The organism is Pedobacter caeni, assembly GCF_900129215.1.
Classification (GTDB): Bacteria; Bacteroidota; Bacteroidia; order Sphingobacteriales; family Sphingobacteriaceae; genus Pedobacter; species Pedobacter caeni.
This window is the reverse complement of sequence record NZ_FQUQ01000002.1, coordinates 1,384,370-1,404,734: the sequence shown is the minus strand read 5'-3', so window position 1 is coordinate 1,404,734 and position 20,365 is coordinate 1,384,370. Positions and strand designations below refer to the sequence as shown.

Here is a 20,365-nt window from a genome sequence, read left to right as displayed (position 1 = left end):
TGAGTATCAATTCTGATCTTCCGGTGTTATTTTTTATCAACTTCAAATAAAACATCGACCTGCAGGACATCTTTGCTTCCTTTATGCTTCAATTTCAAGCTGATGGAAGCCGGTTTAGCCGGATCAATCTTACTGAAAGACCATTCAAAGGGATAGCCTACACGCTTAACCACACTGGCAGCATCTTCATTTAACTCCATCTCTGCCTCCGCCCCTGCTAAAGGCGGTGTGCTCAGGTAGGCATAAATGGAATCCCAACCAAAAGGCGAGCGGATCCTAAATGCATGGAGCTTGCCCCATGGTGCGCCTATGTTGATCTCCTGCATCCCATTTTTAACCGGCAACAGCACTTTCTCAGCTACCGTTTGCTGAAGCGGGAAGGAATAAGCCGTTAAGCCTTTTCCAGCAATCACAGATTTCATTTTCTTTCCGGAAAACACCGCATTTTCTGGTTTAGCTGATGATCCGTTATAAAATTTAACCCCATTATTTTTAACCGCCACCTGATCCGGGTCCAGTCCGATTTCAAATTGCTGTTCCTGCTCGGCTTCGTTGAGCATCACCAGCCAAAAACGGTCGTCAGATATGCCTGTAATATAATTAATCGCTGGATTATCAATATGAACGAGGCCTTTCTTTAGCCAAAGTTTTACACGGCTATCGTCAAAAATAGTTCCTTTGCCAGCTCCATAAATGCGGTTGTTAAACCAGACAAAGCCCTCTTGTTTCCCCCATGGGAAACTGATTTTACCTTTAGACCTTTGAATGGACTCTGTAACCAGAAAGTCCAGTGTAAAAGCCAGGTGTGGCGAAATGTGGTGGTAATAAATAGAATTGATATCCGGTCCTTTATAGGGATAATCTGCCCGGTAAGTAAGGTCGGTAAAACCTGTAGCATAATAACCCGGATAGTTGGAAAAACGACCTATGATGGAGTTCCTCGCATAGATTTCAAAAATATCCTTGTTGCTTTCTGCGGATAAGCGGAGCAAATGTGGCGCCCAGGTTGACATAAATATATGACGCACATTTTTATTGGGAAGAAAGAAGGTAACCGGTTGTTCCAGTCCCAGCCCTACAGGTGAGATCAGCGATTGAGCGACTTCTTTTTCTTTGACATCCCCGTCTATACGTGGAAATCCCAAGCGGAATTTCTCTCCTTCTTTCCACCATAAATTGGTATTGCCTTCATAACGCCCTCCTTCATGAATCAGCTGTTTTTGATTTTGAACAGCCGGATAAGAACGGATACCCGCCATGGTGAAGAATGAGGCATATTTAGCTGCATCTAAAAAGAGTTTGTCTTTATTCAATTCATACAGGTCCATCAGATCCCACCAATACGGGTAAAATGAAGTATTGTAAAATGGCTGTGCGGTTAATACCTGTGTCTTTTGCCCATACACCTCTTTCTGTACAAATTCCTTTGCATGTAAAACCGCTTTATCCAGCCATTGTTTATCTTTTGTGAGGCGGTAGGCCGCTAATTCCTGCGTCCATGCCGGAAGGTTTACGCTATAGCCCGATAATTTTCGTGGTTGCTGATCCGGCATCCCTACCTGAACCAGCCAGGGGTTCTTTTGTTCCAGCAGTTGGTTTAGGGCGTCAAAATAAGCCGTGTTAAACTGCACATTTTTATAGGGATCCAGCACCAATGAGGCCTCTTTGAGGTTGTAGGGTGCCCCCGCAGCCTTAGCCCACCTGAACGCACTCCTTGATAAAGTATATTCTATGGTTGGTAAAGCACGGCTGAGGTAAAGTTCTTCATCCCTGCCCATGATCGCTGCAGAGATCACCGCCAGCGGGGCCGACTGAGCCACTGTTGGTGCGATTTTCGGATCTGCTTCTATGTCGTAAAAACCCTTCAATTGCGCGTTCCATCCCGAAGCATTGTCGTTTTTGATCAGATCAATCATATTAAACGCAGCATTGGTTAAAGAGCTGGAATCCTGCGATCGATAATCTTTTACCTGATAAATCGCATTGGAGATGTATTCCAATGCACCGTTCCAGTTTTCGGGTACTGCTCCAAGGTTGAATGTTCTTTTTAAGGATTGGCCTGCACGCAGTTTAGAATCCTCCAAGCCCAGAACAGGCGCAAATGCAACAGGTTGAATCTTGTTAAACGCATTCTTAAGAGAGAAACCAATCCTGGAGGTATTGTCTTTGCCCCAGTCTAATGGGAAATCAGCCAAAGAACCCGTTACAAAGAAACTCAACTGCCTGTTATTTTGGCCAACCTCCACGATGGCCAGGGGCTGGGGAGTCATTGCCCCTGGAATCATGATCGGGTCTGTTGGCAAACGCTTATAATTAAACATCGGGGGAAGTTGTACGTTTTTAACTTCCTGCTCAGGAACATCCTGAAAGGCCGAAACCACAAAGCTGTAAAAGCCTGCTTCTTTGGCTGAATATTCTAAACTCAATTCATAATGTGATGCTCCGGGTTTAAGTCTCCATACTCCCTTTACTTCCTGACCTTTATCGGTCAGATAAGTGACCAGGAGCTCTTCAGGAGAAACCTGTTTCACCGCTACAGGGCGACAGGCGGATAGTTCGCCCGCCAGGAAAGGATTATTCGCTCCCTTCTGGTCCATAGGCTTATAGGTTTTACCCTTAACCACAAACTCTGTAAAGCTGGAAGAATTCTTCCATGAGGCAAAGTAGGCCCCAAATTCTATTTTAGGTTTTTTAGTGTTCAACAGGAAGATCCGGTTTTCTTCTACCTGTGCTTTCATTGTTGCCCATCGTTTATCCTGAAAGATAGCCGTGGTTGCAACAATCCGGTGCTTTCCCGTTTTATCGTCCACTACTTCTTCAAAACTCAATTTTAGCTGATCATTAGATAGCGTGCCGAGCACTTTTTCCTTTTTTGTAAAAGAAGCGGCTTCGCTGATCGTTAACATTGCCGGAGTTTCCTTCACCTGAACGGGTTTTATGGCGTAGGCAGAAAGAGCCCCGCTTTGCTTATTCGGATTCAAAGCCTCATCAGTGGTAAACAACAAAGCATCACAGCGCACAAAATACTTGCTCGTATTTTTTAACCTCAACACATTTTCGCCAGCATCAAGATCAACCCGGCCCACCTTTTCCCATGCATATCCTTCGCCAAGATGAGCGCCAGACTCCTGGCTCATATCCTGGTCATTTACAGACAACAGGTACCTTCTCGTTCCAGGTTTATTATCCGCATAATCTCTGGATCTGGTCCAGACAAAAAAGTTGCCTTTTGTTTTAACCGAGATCACCGTAAGGGCATCGGGAATCTCATCTTTAGACGCCGCCGCAAATAAAGCGCCTTTGCCGGAAACATTTGTTCCCGCCTCTTTGCTAAATACCCATCCTGCCGGAAACTGGAAATCCTCGGCCTCCAAAAAATAAGTACTTTGCCCATATGTTTTCCCGGAGGTAAATACACAAAAGCTCCACACCAAACACCATATTATCTTTTTCAATAGCATACTTCAATAACTTTTAAGCCAAAAGGGGCCAATTCAATGTTTTGCGAATTAGAATTACTGCTCAGTACCGTTCGCTTACCATTTGCTTCTATAACAGCAAGTTCTTTTGACTCGCCTCCCGGAAAACCAGGAATTTTTCCCGGATTCAGCAATACCTGCGTCTTCAAAGCATGCTCAGAATTGTTCATCAGCACGACAAAACACTTGCGTTTATCGGCACTCAATGCGGTCACATACTCTACATAAGGGCTTTCGGCTATAACCAATCCCTCTGTTAACATCAAAGATGCAGCTGTGCCATAGACCTTACCCGGAGCAAAGCCATAAGTCTGATGCGGGCCTACTTTAGGGGTAATGAAACCTCTTGGAAATGAGATCTGCCCTTGCGAGCGAAGGTTTGTTTCTGAAAGCAGGTAGTCCATGATCCAGCCAATCTGCCACCAGGCATGGTGGGGAAATGGGCCTGCTCCCTTATCCATCGCATCCCAATAATAGGAAGCAACTCCTGTTTTCTGATCCACAAAAGCATCTCTGCCCCATGCTGCAGCTCTGGACATGGTTAGAAACAAGGAATCTTTGGTGATGGAGAACATCCTTAAAAACATTCCCGCATGACTGGCCAGTAGAATCGGCCCGTGATGATTCGCAGATCCAAGGATTCCTCCATGCTCAAAACTTAATCCCGCCTGACTGATTTCCCAGTCTGCTCTTTTAACCCCGTTTACCTGTTTTTCCTGTAAAGAAGGAATTGGATGGGTATAAACAGAAGCGGTGTAAATTTTCGCCGCAGCAATTGCAGCGTTTTGATATTTGAGGTCTTTCGCGACTTCATAAAGATCCAATAAAGCTTGTACACTCTGTGCTGTAGCAAAATCGGGTGCAAATCTGGTATCTCCACAGACTCCGATAAAAGATCCTTTATTTATCGCCTGCTCAATATACCAGTCGGCCCCTTTTTTGGCAGCTTCCAGGTACTTTTGATCTCCCAGTAATTTATAGGCGATAAATAAACCATAAAATGTAGGTCTCAGGTCTAAAATATCCTTAAACATGGCCTCATTGGTTTTATTGTCATAGGCTACCTCCCAGCTTCCGTCGGCTTTCATCCAGGACAATAATTTTTCCGCGGCCAGCTTCAGCTCTGCACGCAGATTTGCATCCTCAGGGTTAAACAGCAGCATGTTTCCAATGTCCATCATCAGGTAATAGGTACTTCCGATAGGCTCGGTATAAGGCCCCCACTCTTCCGTAAATTTCCTGCTGTTTTGCAAAAAGTATTGTCCTTCAGCAGCGCCATAGAAAAAATCTTTCTCTGAATGCTGTTGCGCAAGTTTGAAGTTCCGGGCATAAGGAAGGCGGTTATTGATCAGCTTCTGATTGCCCGTTAATCTGGCCAGCATCCACATCGCTCCATAGTCGGAGTTTTTAATCGCATCTTTTTCCGAACCGTACACTCCGCCCAGGTATTTCTGAGCACCGATTTCCAGGTTTTTGTAGGGCGATACCTGCCACATGGAGAGGCTATCGTCAACCACATAGTTTGCCATCCTCAATACCCGGTTGGTAAGAGAGGAGGCGGTTTTCTTTAGGGACAGCACCTCTTTAAACCGGTAAATATCATTCGCGGCATGTTTCATCACCGCAAACCAATCGGCAGCCTGTATCGTATAGCGGAAAGAGAAACTAAGCGAATCATTTTTTGCCAGATAAGATTTCCCCTCTCCCAATACCGGGTGGTATACTGTTGGCATCATATTGCCTTTTCTGTTCAGTACAGAGAGGCCAAGGTTCCAGCTTCCCTGAGTTTTTAGATCAGATGCCCAGGGATCCCTTCCTGTTCCAGGTTCAGGAATTACCGCTAAGGTGATGTTCTGGCTGTTTTGCACCAAAGGAGATAATGTTGAAGCCGTACGCTCCCTTACCATTACCGGCACATCAGGTATCCCCTGCCCGTAGGCATAGGCATTGATAAAATTGGTATTTAACTGATTTCCCTGGAAAATTCCCGGAACAGTAGCCCATTTAAAATTACTTTTATCAAAAAGGACCAGTTCAGGCGAAGCAATGGAATAATAACCAGCTTGTTTGGCCTTTAGTTTTACGGTCACTTTGAGGTCGTTCGGATGCTGTGCATCAAATTCCCATGCAGAGCTTAATGAAAACAGCGCATGTTCTTTCTGCAAGATCAGCTGATTCTTTATTTCCTTTTTCCTGTCCGGATAAAATTCAATTGCTTTTCCGGACTTATTCAATTGTACTGAAGAAGTGGCCTGCTTCCAGATCGGGATAATATAACGGTAAATAGATTCAGGGAATTCGCTTCCCTTCGCTGTAGCCTCTTTCATGGATAGCGTATCTGCAGCATACAGGACAGAAAACTCCCCTGAAGTTTTTGCCGATAAATCCATCCATGATCCTTTGTTAAGGACCGATATTTTATTCAGGTGATATCCTCTCTTAGAATTTACCCACTCTAAATTCAATTGACCATTAGAAAGCGAAGGCCCATTGGACTGCGCACAAACGGAGAACGGGAAAAGGAATATCAACCATCTTAATCTACCAACCATAATTTTGTTCTATAAGCTTATTAACCGTTAATTCTGTTGTAGGGATTGGGAAAAACACGTCTCTCTCTGTTGTATTTTTACCTGCATTTGCAGCGTATTTGTAAGCAGTGGGAGCTGTAGACGTGATGCTTGCCCCTAAATCGTTCATTGTTTTTACGTAGATGCCCCATCTGATCAGGTCATGCTTACGGATCCCTTCAAAACACAATTCTCTTAAACGTTCGTCCTGAATGGTCGCTAAAAACTGAGTTTTGTTCTGACCTGCCGGGATATCACAAATGGCATTCGCAGCGCCCAAAGGCTTATTAAATGCCCTTCTTCTCACATTATTGATCGCATCGTATGCAGCGGGTGTTGGACCGCCATTTACTTCGTTCTCTGCTTCTGCCTTCATCAGCAATACATCTGAATAACGGATCACAGGGAAATTGGTGGAAGTAAAGCTACGCGCTTTGGATCCGGTTTCGTACTCTCTTCTCCATTTACCCGGATTACGGTCGTAGATCTGTGCAGCTGTAAAATTAGACTTTATGGTATTGCCGCCAGAGGCTACAAAGCGGTACGGTGCAATGCTCCAGTTTCTTCTTGCGGTATCTGCAGTACCAAAAAGCTGATAGAGTTTAGCCGTGATCTTCATTGCCCCTCCGGAAAAGCCAATGGCTTCGCTTGGACACTCAATGCCATTCTCTACACCCATGGAGCCTGCCAAGTCTACGGTTCCTACTTTATTGCCATACATCCCTACTTCCCAGATGCACTCTTTCTTTTCATTGATGTCCTGGGTATGGTTGATGAAAATCTGTTTGTAATTCGGGTTCAGGGAATGTTTATTCGACAAGATCACTTTGTCTGCATATTCCAACGCATCTTTATAGCGGGCTGCATCATTTAATGGTGCTCCTGCCATCTTCAGAAAAACCCTTGCCAGGATGGCCTGCACTCCTGTTTTGGAAATGCGTTCGTTATAAGAGAAATAATCGATATCATTCACCAGTTTTTCGGCTTGTTGCATATCATTTACAACTGAGGCATAAACCTGCGCTAATGGAGCACGGGGAAGATAAGGATCATTAGGCGATTGTGTGGATGTTAGTTTTAAGGGAACCGGTCCAAACATGTCTGCAAGCAGGTAATAATAATAGCCTCTTAAAAATAAGGTTTCTCCTTTGATGGCATCCCGCTGTTTCAGATCCATATTCACCCCATCCACCTGTTCTAATAATAAATTTGCACGGTTTACTCCTTCATATAATACTTCCCAAAGCCTTCCAATATCCAGATGACTGGCATCCATCACCATGACGCGGATGTTGTTAATTGAAATGCTTTTAAAGAATGCTTCATCACTCACCACAAAATAGCTATACAATCCACGTCCATACATCCGTCCGTTAGGATCAATTAATCTATTATACACTCCGTTCAGGCCATTTTTAAGGTCTTCCTCTGTGTTATAATAAGTATCTGGTGTTACAAAATCAGGATCTTTATTCAGCAGTTTTGAACAGGAAAGCATCATGATGCTCATCAGCAGTAATAATATTTTCGTTTTCATATCTCTTTAATTTTTAAACCAGTTTAAAAGTTAGCATTCAATCCTATCGTGATCGATCGTGGTCTTGGATATGGAGACCAGTCGAATCCCGGAGTCAGGGCAGTGTGTCTGGTCGAAACTTCCGGATCAAGACCAGAATATTTGGTCCAGGTGATGAGGTTTTGAGCTGACAAAGAAAACCGCAGACTTCTCATTTTTAACGATTTCATCAATGATTTAGGTAAATTATAACCAAGTGACACCGTTTTTAACCTGATAAAAGAGCCATCTTCGATGGTACGGGAAGAATAATATGCCGGGCCTTGTCCGCCTGCACGGTACAGATCATTGGTTTGATTTTCCGGAGTCCATCTGTTTGCAAAAGATTCAAACATATTTAATAAGTTTCTCTGGGTTGGATCTCCGCCTTCAAACTCGATACGGTTGGCATTTAAGATATCGTTGCCATAACTCCATTGCAAGAAAATGTTCAGGTCGAAATTAGCGTAGCTGAAGTTGTTGCTAAAACCACCGATATGAACAGGATTTGGATCTCCGATCACAGTACGGTCATTGTCATCAATCTGATTATCACCGTTAAGGTCCTTAAACTTGATGTCGCCGGGAAGAATGTTGGCACGTGGATTCCCATTGTTCGGCACATTGGCTTTCAATACATAAGAACCATTTGGCTGAACATCAAAATCACTATACTGATAAACACCATCGAACTTCATTCCATAAAACTGAGCAATTGGTTTTCCCGGAACAGCGATGTATGGGAAGGCATTGTTAAAATTTCCCCAGGTTACTCTCGAAAGCAGGTTTGGTTCATCGTCGTTCAGGGCCAGCACCTTGTTGCGGTTAAATGCGATATTGAAACTGGAACTCCAGGAGAACTTCTCCCCTTGAATGTTATTCGTGGTGATGCTCAGCTCAATACCACTGTTTGAAACCTTTCCTACATTTTTAAATGCAGATAAATAGCCCATACTAGGTGCCAGGGTGGCATTCAGCAAAAGGTCATGCGTTTTTTTATGGTAATAATCAGCGGTTACTGAGATGCGGTTTTTAAAGAAGCTCAGGTCTATCCCGACATTGGATTGTACGGTGGTTTCCCATTTCAGCTTTGTGTTTCCAAGATTCACCGGTACGATTCCTTTCCCCGGAACATTTCCTGAAGGATATCCGGTTGCAGGCAACATTTTCAAAGCAGTAAGTGCGGCATAATCGTCCACGCGGTTGTTACCGGTATGTCCGTATCCGACCCTGAGTTTTCCCTCACTTAAAAAGCTCAGTTTCTTCATAAATGGTTCGTCTGTAAAGCGCCAGGCAAATGCTCCTGAAGGGAAAGATGCCCATCTGTTGTCTTTAGGGAATCTGGACGAACCATCAGCCCGGAAGGAAACCGTAAATAAGTACTTAGATTTATAATTGTAATCGATCCTTCCCAGATAAGAAAGCAAACCGTTCCTAAGGTCTGATACAGGAGCTACGACCAATTGTCCCTCTCCTAATCCATTCATGCCCAATGCTTCGTTCGGGATCAGAATAGAAGAAAAGCCATTCGAATATTTCCGTACATCCTGCATGGTTAAACCTGCAAGTACCTTTAAGGAATGTCCTCCTTTAAATTTGGTCTGATAGGTCAACGTATTTTCATTTAAAAGATCCGTGATCTCGGTATTCTCGATCGAACCATTTACTTTGTTATTGTTATTAGGGTTCCCCAGACGGGAAGACGAATTATTGAAAATCTCCCGTCTGATGTTTGCCTTGTTGAGTCCTCCGGTAATTCTTAAGGACAGGTTTTTTAGTATTTTATAATCCAGATAGGAATTGAGCACCAGGTTATTATTGAACACTGGTTTATACTCATTTTGTGCGGCCAGGAGCGGATTAATCCGGTAATCGGCAGTCGCGCTTAAGTCCGGATCGTATAGCTCATCGATCATATTGGCATCGAAATCAATATTTCCGGTTACCGGACGAAAGCCCCAGGCGCTGTACATTAAACTGGCAGTAGGACTGGTTTGAGACTCTGCCACCACGGTTCCAAATTTCTTTGAAGCGATATAGTTTAGGTTTACTCCTGCTTTCAGTTTTGTGTTGATCGTCTGATCTAAGACAATGCGTCCCTGATAGCGACGGAATCCACTATTTATAATGATGCCTGGTTGTTCCAGCAGTGATCCGGAAATGGCATATTTTGTTTGCTCGGTACCTCCACGTAAGGAAAGGCTATGATTCTGAACATAGGCATTGCGAAAAATCTCATCCTGCCAGTTGATCCCTTTACGGTCTCTGTAACTTTCCAGCGTTAGCCCGTCTTTAAGGTAAATATCTCCATATTTAACGGAGTCTGTTTCTAACTGATATTTAACAAACTCATAAGGGCTTAACACTTTTTGCTGTTTGATGATAGAATTGATTCCTGCCCAGCCATCATAGCTGAGTTGAGGAGCACCGACTTTCCCTTTTTTGGTGGTAATCAAGACCACTCCGTTTGCTCCCCTTGCTCCATAAATCGCCGTTGCAGAAGCGTCTTTCAATACTTCAATAGACTCAATTTCTTCGTTGTTGATGCTATTGGCAGCTGCTGCTTCTGAAGGAAAACCATCTATTACGTATAAAGGTGAATTATCCTGTGTCACTGAATTGGCTCCCCTAACGATGATATTCAATTCATTTCCCGGTTGCCCATCGGTAGAAGAAACCTGTACTCCGGCAATCCTACCCGCCAGGGCTTCGGTAAAAGTCCCCACAGGCGCTTTGTTCATGTCTTTCATGTTTGCCGAACCTACAGAACCGGTCAGGTCCCGCTTAGGGATACTACCGTATCCAATTACTACCACCTCATTTAGTCCTTTGGGATCTTCATTCAGGGTAACATTGTATGTACTTCCTGCAGCTAAAGTGGTCTCTCTGGTCAAAAAACCGATATAAGAGAACACCAGAATTCCCTTCCCACCAGGAACGCCAATTTTATAGACGCCATTGTTATCGGAGGAAACCACCGTTGTTTTTCCCTTTAACTGGATGCTCACACCAATAAGGGGTTTTCCTTCCTGATCAGATACCTTTCCGGTAATCAATTTGACAGGTAAAGCAGTCTGTCCGTAAAGCAATTGCAGGGACATACAGAGGACCATTGATAACAATAGTCTTGTTCCAAAAATCGGGTAAATTTTTCTCATGCACTTAGTTTATATTTGGTTAGTTGGTTCAGTACAACCAGATCCGGGGTTGTGTCTTCCCCAGATCTGTTGGCGGTTTAGGCCGAAAATAGCAAAACAAGGTTATCAAAATGCTTTGCTCAGGTTAATAATACCTAACTATAACATCGTATTGCAAACAATGCTGCCGGTATCTCTGCCGATGGGTGCTCAAATTGCAAAGTCAATTCATCGGTTAATATGGTTTCTTTTAGTTCAATGATATTGATGGACTGGTAGTTGTCTTTTTTAACGAAAAGTTCGTTTCCGTTCCCGTCTGTGATTGTATAATTTCTAATACAGAAGGGCATTGTTCTTTCAGGATGGGTCATCAGGACCGATTCCATGGGATGATCGTAATCGGTATCAAAACAAAGCTCAATCCTGTTGATGCTGGTTTGATTGTCCCACTTTAAACTGATCTTAGGATTTTGATCGGTGATGGAGGACACCCAGGCATTGGGTTCGTTAACAGGTCTGCCGATTCCATTTTTTAGTTGCTCAACTACAAAAGGGTTTAATGGCGGATCTATTTTTAAAGCGATGTTATGACCTTCAGGCCTGCGTTGAGGACACCAGAATTCAAATTCATCTACACCGATGTCTTCTGTTGGTTTCTGGCTGCCAAAATTTGAAACAGCTTTGTTTACGGAATTGAACACAGACAATACGCCAGTGATGCGGGTATTGGAAAAACCGAGTTTAACCGCAGGGTTTTTTCTGAAACAAAGGTATACATAGGCGTTTTCGTTCAGCTTGCTGCCAAAAGTTGTGCTCAGTACCTGCGTGCCTGTTTTTACAGGGATTTGTTGAATTTCCAGTAATTCATCAGGGCTGAAGTTTCCGGATTTAGTGCTGATTCTGAGTTCTACCTGTAGGGTGGTTTCTTCTGATGATTCTAGCGAGAAGGTGAAAGAAGGGACTTTTCCAGCCTGTAAAGGAATCATTTGTCCGGCAGAGATGTCTAGGTTTTTCATGAAACCAAAAGGGATTTCATCGAGGTGCATTTCGCTGGAAGCAGTAATATCTGCCGATTGCGCCAGATCTGCGGCATCGGATATGGTTAGCCCCGGAATGTGCTGACCGCTCTTCATCAGTTCCAGTTGCAGGGATTTCATGATTGCTGTTTCGTTAAGTTCTTTTGGCTTCAACCCGTTTTTCTTTGCAACGAATGCGGCCATCCCAACTGCTTGCCCAAGGTATGCTCCTGTTGCCATCACCCTCGAAGAGGCAAAAGCTACATGGCTTGCACTAATGATCCTGCCGGTAAGGAAAAGGTTTTTGATGTTTCGGCTGTACAGGCATCTGTATGGAATCTGATAAATGCCTTTGCTATGCCATTGGTTGCAACCTGGTTTGTTGCTAAACACTCCATCTGCCGGATGCAGGTCGATAGACCAGCCCCCATAACCGATGGCATCATCATGCTGATGCTGCGAAACAATATCCTGTTGAGTGAGCATGTAATCTCCTTCAAATCTCCGGCTTTCTCTTTTTCCCGGGATACTTCCCACCCATTCCAGCGTCATGGTTTCTGCTTCAGGAAATTCACCGGAGTTTTTAATGTAGTTCCAGACGCCGTATACTACTTTCCAAAGTTCCTGTTTTATGTTTTCACTTTCATGAACGGTATCCATGCGTCCGCCATATTCCAGCCACCAGAGTTTACATCCAAATTCTTTGGCATTGAAACTTTTAAATCTCGGGATCTTTGTGATGTCTTGTAATGCAAATGAAGGTGCAATATATTTGACAGGCTTGCCTGTGTCTTTACTGTAGAAATAAATGCTGTGTCCAAGAAGTTCTCCGTATTCCTGATCCGGGGCAAACTTCTCTCCAAATTCTTCTTTGTTCTCTGCTCCCATTCTAAATGCAGCTCCAGCTAAAAAGCCTAAAATGCCATCGCCTGAAGCATCACAAAACAGATTTGCAGTTAAGATGTATTCGGTTGAGTTCTGACTGCAGAAACATTTTACAGAAGAGATTTCATCGGCATCAGATTTTTCAAGATCATATACCGCTGTATTTAACAGCAGTTTAATATTTGGTTCCTGATATATTTTATCGAGTAGCACGGTATCGAAAATTACGGGATTACCTTCCGGATTGCGTTGCATGTTTTCGAGCAGGATCTCATCAACTACTCCCCCTTCTCTTGCCCAGCGGTTGTTATTTCCCATATGGGAAGTTGCTCCCAGGATCCATAACCGAACTTCACTTGATGAATTGCCACCCAGAACAGGCCTGTCCTGTACCAGAACAACTTTTAGCCCTTTTCTTGCAGCGGTGATGGCACAACATACACCAGATAAACCTCCTCCTACAACAACCAAGTCATAGCCGGCAGATTCTGATTTAACAGCTCTTTTCTTTTGAGATTCTTCCCTTATCATTTAGAAATATATTTGGTATTGGTTTCAAATGTATCCGCTACATGATAATTACGTATTGAAAATGAGGGTAAAATAAATTGGGAGCGCTCCCAATTTTAGGGATCGCTCCCATGAAACAGAAAATATGATATATTTGATGACCATGAAAAATCATCAGATCACCATATTTGACCTGGCAAGGGAGTTAAATATCTCTAAATCGACGGTATCGAGGGTACTGACAGGCCATCCGAATGTACATCCGGATACCAGAAAACGGGTTTTGGACCTGGCGGAGAAACTAGATTATCAACGCAATATGATTGCGATACAACTGGCTACACAACAAAGCAGGACCATTGGGATCATTATACCTGAGATTTTGAGCTCGTACTTCCCTTATGTGATTGCAGCGATACAGGAAGAGGCAAGAAATGAAGGGTATAATGTGATCATTAGTCAATCTAATGAATCGTATGAAACAGAAGTAACAAATGCGAAGGTAATGCTGGATAACCGCGTGGATGGGGTGATTGTATCTATTACTAAAGAAACATTGAACTTCGATCATTTGAAAGTATTTCAGAAAAAGGGAATACCAATTGTGTTTTTTAACAGGGTATGCAATGAGATGGTGGTACCGAAGGTGATTGTGGATGATTATGAAGGGGCATTTGGTGCGGTAGAACATTTGATCTTGTCGGGCAGGAAAAGGATTGCTCATTTATCCGGACCATCTTCTTTGGCGATTAGCGTAAAAAGATTGAATGGTTACCTGGCAGCATTAAAGAAACACAATATCCCGGCAGATCCGGAGCTGATCATATCTTATGATTTTAGTAAGGAAAAAATAGCGATTTATGTGAATCACCTGATTAATCTGAAAAATCCACCTGATGCGATCTTTGCGATCAATGACCCTACTGCAATTGATACGATTCAGATTATTAAAAAGAATGGGTTAAGAGTTCCGGAGGATATTGCTGTGGTTGGTTTTAGTGATGATTATGTTTCTGCGCTGATTGAGCCGCCATTGACGACAGTGGCGCAACCAGTGAGGGAGATTGGGATTACTGCAGCGCAGTTGTTGTTTGACCAGATCAAGAAGGATTCATCGCAATGGAAGACACCTGTTAAGGTGCTTAAGACAAAGTTGATTATTCGAAAATCATCTTAAAAGCGAAAACACTTATTCAGAAATTTTGTCATTCACTGAGATATCAACAGGAATCCTCGTCTCTTTGTTTTCTCCATCAGGCATTTTAAAGTCAATATCAATATAGCCTTTTAGTTTGGTAAACTGACCATTAACCTTGAGTTCAATGCCCAAATTCTGACAAGTAACCTGATCATAATCCCACAAGCTGAGTTTCTGTAAAGATGTGGCTTTTCCATTATCAACGAACTCCAGCTTTACATTTTTCTCATTGATCAGTTCGTAACTTTTAAGAGTATAGGTTGCAAAATCAGAGATATCATCATCTTTACTGACTATTGTTCCTCGATTTTTATTGAATTCATCCAGGTTCTTTTTCGATAATGGATGCCTGGTGATGATCCCAAATACATCCGTAGGCAGTTTTTTAATTTCCGTTATATCCGTTATGCTGGCTTTAGCATTCTTAGTGATTTCATTTAAAAACGCTTTACTTTCGGAATCAGAATAAGGATAATTTGAATTTTGACAAGCAATCATCAGAGGTAGAATAGCAAATAAGAATAAGTAGTTTTTCATTTTGTTACAAGCTGGTAGTGTAGACAAATTTAAGTATTATTTATTTTGAACCAATTTTCATGAGTTCGGCATATATATTATCTAAAAACGCTTGTTGACTGGAGTCTTCCTTGAAATATCGCTGATAAAGTACGCTACAATCATCCACATCGGAAATATTTTTTGTATTAAAAGACCAATCATCTATGTTCCTGACTATAATTCCTATATCATTACTGCAACTTTGCCATAGCTCGGAGAATTTAGTTTTTTTATCCTTAGCCAATACATCAAAGTCCGCATAAACGGTAAATCCACGCATTTCCGAATTAAAGAATTTTGCAATCGAAGTTACGGGAACACCACCCCAATCTATTGTTTCACCAGTCGGAAGGTCTATAGTATTGAGTTTTCCCTCACTCATCATTTTATCTTGTTCTCCCTCCTTGAAAAATTGCCCTTCATAGGTTAATTTTGTTCCTTTCGGCACTAATATCTTTTTAACTATCAATGGCTCTGTAGTGATAAAATAGGGGTAATTTGGTGCAGAATTTCCACCTGTCGGATTCATACTTCCTATACACCCTGTTAAAGAGAATAAGCACAATAAGAAAGAAAAAAGTTTAGAAAATTTCATAGAGGTTATATTTGTGATAAGCAGCTGGGATAGAAGGTCAATTGTGCACCCAAGGTACCAGTTGAAGCTGAAAAAGCAAAAAAGGCGAGAACACTTGGCGAGGTGCTATCGAATAGTTGGTTAATTGATTTACCATCTGAATCAAAACTAATGAACATTTTTATTGTTAAAACTTTGAATTGTTTTGTAAAGGAGTAAAAGGTTATCACCTAAATCGCCTACGTTGCGAATCTCACCATTGAGATCATAATCAATTCGTTTATCTCCTATTTGACGAACACGGTTATTAAGATCATAATCAACTCGATCATCTCCTATTTGGCGAACTCGGTTATTAAGGTCATAATCTATTCGTTTGTCCCCAATTTGACGAACACGGTTATTAAGATCATAATCTATTCGTTTGTCTCCAATTTGACGAACACGGTCATTGAGATCATAGTCAACTCGATCATCTCCTATTTGGCGAACTCGGTTATTAAGATCATAATCTATTCGTTTGTCCCCAATTTGACGAACACGGCCATTGAGATCATAGTCGACCCGATCATCTCCTATTTGGCGAACTCGGTTATTAAGATCATAATCTATTCGTTTGTCCCCAATTTGACGAACACGGCCATTGAGATCATAATCAATTACTAAGCCGTCAATATCACTCAATCGACCGTTCAGGTCATATTTCACTAGTTTACTGCCAATGATGTCAAAACTAGAAACACTTTGATTTTGCAGCTTACCTTTCGAATCTAACTGTACATTCAAGCCTTCCTTTTGAACCATAAAAACATGTGTTTTATCGCTACCAGAAAAGTCAAGCTTAATTGTTTGTGAATAAATACTACCCGAAAAAAGAAAAAAAGAAAATAAAAAAAGGAGGGTTTTCATAAGGATTAACTAAAGTGACTCATTACTGAATAATGAAATACAACTAAATATCTTTAAGCGTTCCGACAAAAACCATACCTAAACTACTTATAGTATCTATAAAAATGTCTAAAAAACAAGCCCTAATTGAGACTTGTAAAGAGGATTTGTGGCCCCAACTGGGTGCTTCCCGAACCATTTGCTGGCTGATTTATGTTTAATCGCTGATTTGGCTAAAAAAAATAGCATACAATTTCTGTCTTAAAATCACAAAGAATTCAAAATGTCTTTTTCAGTAAGGCAATTTACCTTCAAAAATTTGGTTGATTTTTTAGAGATATCATAATATGAATTCACTCCTCTCATATAATGTCCATTTTTTCGTTTTTTTTGCACCTTTGATTAATGAACGCACCACATTTGCTTAGGATCGAATCAATCTACAAAATAAAAATCAGGTAAAATAGTTTTTAGGTTCAGTTCCAGATAGGTTTTGTTGAAATAAAAGCTAAAAAACAAGTTAATTTAATTCTGTTTATAGTTGAGACCTTTTCCCTTTATAAAGTGCACCAAACAATGAATTTAAATAAGAAACAGATGATTTTAGAGGAAATATTTAATGAATTTGATTTGACTGACTCCCCTTTCAATGAAAAGGAATCTCAGCTATTTGATCATTATTTCGAAAAAACACTTATTAAAAGGAATACATTTATTATTCGGGAAGGTGAAGAAGAAAAATATAGTTATTTTATTTACAAAGGAATATTACGCTGTTGGGTCCCAGATCAAAATGGTAATGAACGGACTTTTTGGTTTTGTAAGGAAGGTTCATTTTCTTTATCAAATATTGCATTTACGCTGAAAGAAAAATCAACTTTTAACGTACAAACTCTTGTGGATTGTGAAGTCTATAGAATAGATCATAAGACAGCTAGAGAATTATATGAAGCAATACCTGGTCTAAAAACAGTTTTCGAGAATCTTACTGCCAGATTATTAGATAGACTCCTAAAAAGAAATATTGATTTAATAAAATATGACTCAAAACAATATTATTTAAATATGATAGATGAATTTGGGGTTACGTTAAATTATATACCATTGAAAGATGTTGCTTCTTATTTAGGAATCACACCACAGGCCCTAAGCAGAATTCGAAAACGAATTTTTTAACTTAGGTTCAGCACTTCTTATGTATAAAAGAAGACCTTTGTAATTTAAGATTATGATTAGAGAAATTAATAAAACCGACTATCTACAGCTGGAAAAAATATGGGAAAGTGCAGTATCAAACACACATCATTTCCTGAAAAAAGAAGATTTCTTGTATTACAAAGAACAGTTACCGGTTTATTTTGATCATGTTAAGCTTTTAGGTTTTGAAGATGCAGATAGCTTGATTGGATTTTTGGGGGTTGCTGATGGAAACCTCGAAATGTTGTTCATCCACCATGATTATCGTGGCAAGGGAATAGGTAAAAAATTAGCCGGTTATGCAATAAATCATTTGAAGGTAACCAAGGTAGACGTGAACGAGCAAAATGAACAAGCAGTAGGTTTTTACAAACATATTGGATTTCGGATCTTAGACAGATCCGAGGTGGACGGACAAGGAAAAGAATACCCTATTCTGCATATGGGATTGTGAGAATAAGGATTTATATTTTTAAGTTTTATGATAGAATTGATTACTCCAAAAAGTTTAAACACAGGCGATAAAGTTGCCACGATTTCTATGTCCTGGGGTGCTGCTGGTGAATTGCCACACCGCTACCAGAAAGGAAAAGAGCGTCTGAAACAATTTTTTGACCTGAATGTAGTAGAAACCAAACATGCCTTAAAATCTGCACAATGGATCTACAAAAATCCCGAAGCCCGGGCGAATGATTTAATGGAAGCCTTTTGTGATCCTTCAATCAAAGGAATCATTTCTAACATTGGTGGTGATGATAGTATAAGAATGCTAAAGTATATAGATTTAGAGATCATCAAACAGAATCCTAAAATATTTCTTGGGTTTTCCGACAGCACCATCACACATTTCATCTGTCTTAAAGCCGGCTTAAGCTCGTTTTACGGCACATCGCTATTGGTAGGGTTTGCAGAAAATTATGCAATGCACAATTATCAAGTCAATGATATTAAAAAAACCTTGTTTTCCACCGAAAAAATCGGACAAATCCATCCCAACAAAGAAGGCTGGACAACCGAATTTCTGGATTGGTTCGATGTTTCTTTGCAAGACGTAAAACGAAAGTTAATACCTACAACCGGATGGAATTTCTTAAGAGGAGATTCCATTGTACAGGGGCGCCTGATCGGCGGCTGTATAGAGGTGATGGAAATGCTCAAGGGAACTCATTATTGGCCAGATCCGGAGGTATGGAAAGACAGCATTCTATTCTTTGAAACCTCGGAAGATATGCCTAAACCGGAGTATGTTCGATGGTGGTTAAGAAACTACGCTACCTTAGGAATTCTCTCCAATGTAAAAGGGATTATTTTTGGCAGACCTTACGACAATCTTTACACGGAACAATATGAGATTGAATTGCTAAAAGTGCTCGATGAAGAAGGATTATCCGATTTACCTGTCATTACCCGTATGGATTTCGGTCACACCTGCCCGACTTTCACCCTTCCGTATGGAAGACTGGCCGAAATCAACTGTATAAACAAGACGTTTTCGATATTAGAAAGCGGTGTCGCCTAGAAAAAGTATATTATATCGCATACGGAGATGTCGCCGCCGCAATTGAAACTGCAAATGGCAAAGTGCCATTCCAAGCATGGATGTTGCAAAACCGACAGCTTTGGGAGCCTTTATTGGGGAAGACCTAACAGGTTATTTAAGCTTATCTCTAGTTCTTCTTCAAGAATTTGATTATCCGGCTGAACAATCCTGTACTTTCACTTTGATCAGTTGTATAATTACTTCCTTTAATAACTTTCTCTTTACTATGACTTTCTTCAACCAATTTATTGGCATTTTCGTCTTTATCTATGTGAACTCTATTAATATTTTGATCTAATTCTGCTGTAAGATTTTCAAAACGAGTTTTGGCTTTTTCAAAAACAACAATTTCTTCTTGTGAGCGAGTATCAACATATGAGATTTCGGGGAATGAACCACTTGATAGTTTAACAGATTCACATCCAAAATCATTCATTATTCCAGAATAAATTTTGGATGCCATTTCCGTTTGACCTACGACCTCATAACTCTGTGCAAATTGAAGCATATCCTCTCCTATTTCGTGTCTTTCAAGTAAATTCCCGATTGAGTTACTAATTTGAGCTTTTGCCGCAGCAACGTTTGCTATTGCTTTTATCTCATTTTTATCTTTAAGTAATTCTATAAAAAGCTGCAACTCATTTCTTATTTCCGGATTAACCCTATAAACATCTCCAAGATCGGATAAATAAACTCCCTTGTTCATTGCGGTATCAGCCATTAATCGTATAAATCCCCCCATTTTAAAAACCAAATGAACAAGAACAGAAGTATATACTTTGATTTGCTCGTGACTAATGGTTGAATTACTAAATGCTTTGTATAGATCTAATCCTTCTAAAAATTCTTCTTGGTATTGATTTGCTTCAAAACCGTAATCTTCTTCTTCTATTTTTTCATTGTTTAAAATCCTAAGAATCAAATGATAGATTTTTAATTCACTATTTGAATTATTTAGTTTTTGCTTAAGTTCTTCAAATCTGTTTTCCTTTATTAATTGTTTCATTACAATAGGATTCTTTAAAATCATGTTTCACTTTGTTTATACCAGCTATAAAGCAAGTTTTCATGTATTGGTGCCATACCTGATGAAAATTAGCAATAAATTTTGATAGTATGATCCAACAAAAGGGATTACCTCAGGATATAAAGATAATATTGAATAATTGGTTGCAGAGAAACAAGATACCCCAATTCCGTAAAGACTAAAAGCGAGAAAAGTGAGCTGATTATAGTTACCTTTGATTCAGCAACAGTT

13 protein-coding genes are annotated in these 20,365 nt (G+C 40.8%); 4 read left to right on the top strand and 9 right to left on the bottom strand.

Annotated elements, in window-relative coordinates:
* Positions 1–26: 26 nt before the first annotated feature.
* The 5 genes from BUC20_RS13305 to BUC20_RS13285 form a co-directional block, all read right to left on the bottom strand.
* A complete protein-coding gene (locus BUC20_RS13305; RefSeq protein ID WP_200800939.1) occupies positions 27–3,455 on the bottom strand; it encodes a hypothetical protein in 3,429 nt (1,142 codons plus the stop codon).
* Positions 3,452–6,031 (bottom strand): glycoside hydrolase family protein, encoded by a 2,580-nt coding sequence (locus BUC20_RS13300; protein ID WP_073231491.1) that lies wholly within the window; start codon positions 6,029–6,031, stop codon positions 3,452–3,454. Before BUC20_RS13300 ends, BUC20_RS13305 begins: the two co-directional genes overlap by 4 nt.
* Positions 6,021–7,586 carry a RagB/SusD family nutrient uptake outer membrane protein gene (locus BUC20_RS13295; RefSeq protein ID WP_073231490.1) on the bottom strand — a complete coding sequence of 522 codons (1,566 nt, stop codon included), beginning with the start codon at positions 7,584–7,586 and terminating at the stop codon, positions 6,021–6,023. Before BUC20_RS13295 ends, BUC20_RS13300 begins: the two co-directional genes overlap by 11 nt.
* Before the next feature lie 23 nt (positions 7,587–7,609).
* Complete coding sequence (locus BUC20_RS13290; protein WP_084528820.1) at positions 7,610–10,762, bottom strand: SusC/RagA family TonB-linked outer membrane protein; 3,153 nt, start codon at positions 10,760–10,762, stop codon at positions 7,610–7,612.
* A 134-nt stretch (positions 10,763–10,896) separates the two neighbouring features.
* Positions 10,897–13,173 carry an FAD-dependent oxidoreductase gene (locus BUC20_RS13285; protein ID WP_073231488.1) on the bottom strand — a complete coding sequence of 759 codons (2,277 nt, stop codon included), beginning with the start codon at positions 13,171–13,173 and terminating at the stop codon, positions 10,897–10,899.
* A gap of 142 nt (positions 13,174–13,315) precedes the next feature.
* Here BUC20_RS13285 and BUC20_RS13280 point away from each other — a divergent pair, with 142 nt between their 5' ends.
* On the top strand, positions 13,316–14,329 hold the full coding sequence (locus tag BUC20_RS13280) for a LacI family DNA-binding transcriptional regulator (RefSeq protein ID WP_073231487.1): 1,014 nt from the start codon (positions 13,316–13,318) through the stop codon (positions 14,327–14,329).
* A 12-nt stretch (positions 14,330–14,341) separates the two neighbouring features.
* Here the strand turns inward: BUC20_RS13280 and BUC20_RS13275 are convergent, their stop codons facing one another.
* The 3 genes from BUC20_RS13275 to BUC20_RS13265 all read right to left on the bottom strand — a co-directional run bounded on the left by BUC20_RS13275 (position 14,342) and on the right by BUC20_RS13265 (position 16,391).
* On the bottom strand, positions 14,342–14,887 hold the full coding sequence (locus tag BUC20_RS13275) for a hypothetical protein (protein ID WP_073231486.1): 546 nt from the start codon (positions 14,885–14,887) through the stop codon (positions 14,342–14,344).
* A 40-nt stretch (positions 14,888–14,927) separates the two neighbouring features.
* A complete protein-coding gene (locus BUC20_RS13270) occupies positions 14,928–15,503 on the bottom strand; it encodes a hypothetical protein (protein WP_073231485.1) in 576 nt (191 codons plus the stop codon).
* Positions 15,504–15,650: 147 nt separating this feature from the next.
* Positions 15,651–16,391 carry a hypothetical protein gene (locus tag BUC20_RS13265; RefSeq protein WP_073231484.1) on the bottom strand — a complete coding sequence of 247 codons (741 nt, stop codon included), beginning with the start codon at positions 16,389–16,391 and terminating at the stop codon, positions 15,651–15,653.
* Positions 16,392–16,946: 555 nt separating this feature from the next.
* Between BUC20_RS13265 and BUC20_RS13260 the strand changes: the two genes are divergently transcribed.
* Genes BUC20_RS13260 through BUC20_RS13250 form a run of 3 tightly spaced genes read left to right on the top strand, consistent with a single transcriptional unit; the run spans position 16,947 to position 19,086 of the window.
* Entirely contained in the window at positions 16,947–17,546 is a 600-nt protein-coding gene (locus BUC20_RS13260; RefSeq protein ID WP_200800938.1) for a Crp/Fnr family transcriptional regulator, read from the top strand.
* A gap of 52 nt (positions 17,547–17,598) precedes the next feature.
* Positions 17,599–18,021 (top strand): GNAT family N-acetyltransferase, encoded by a 423-nt coding sequence (locus BUC20_RS13255; RefSeq protein ID WP_073231483.1) that lies wholly within the window; start codon positions 17,599–17,601, stop codon positions 18,019–18,021.
* Between the two features lie 27 nt (positions 18,022–18,048).
* The gene (locus BUC20_RS13250; RefSeq protein WP_073231482.1) at positions 18,049–19,086 is read left to right on the top strand and encodes a S66 family peptidase; all 1,038 of its coding nucleotides are present in this window, start codon (positions 18,049–18,051) and stop codon (positions 19,084–19,086) included.
* A gap of 148 nt (positions 19,087–19,234) precedes the next feature.
* Here the strand turns inward: BUC20_RS13250 and BUC20_RS13245 are convergent, their stop codons facing one another.
* Positions 19,235–20,137, bottom strand: coding sequence for a hypothetical protein (locus BUC20_RS13245; protein WP_073231481.1), 903 nt, complete (start codon positions 20,135–20,137; stop codon positions 19,235–19,237).
* Positions 20,138–20,365 lie beyond the last annotated feature (228 nt).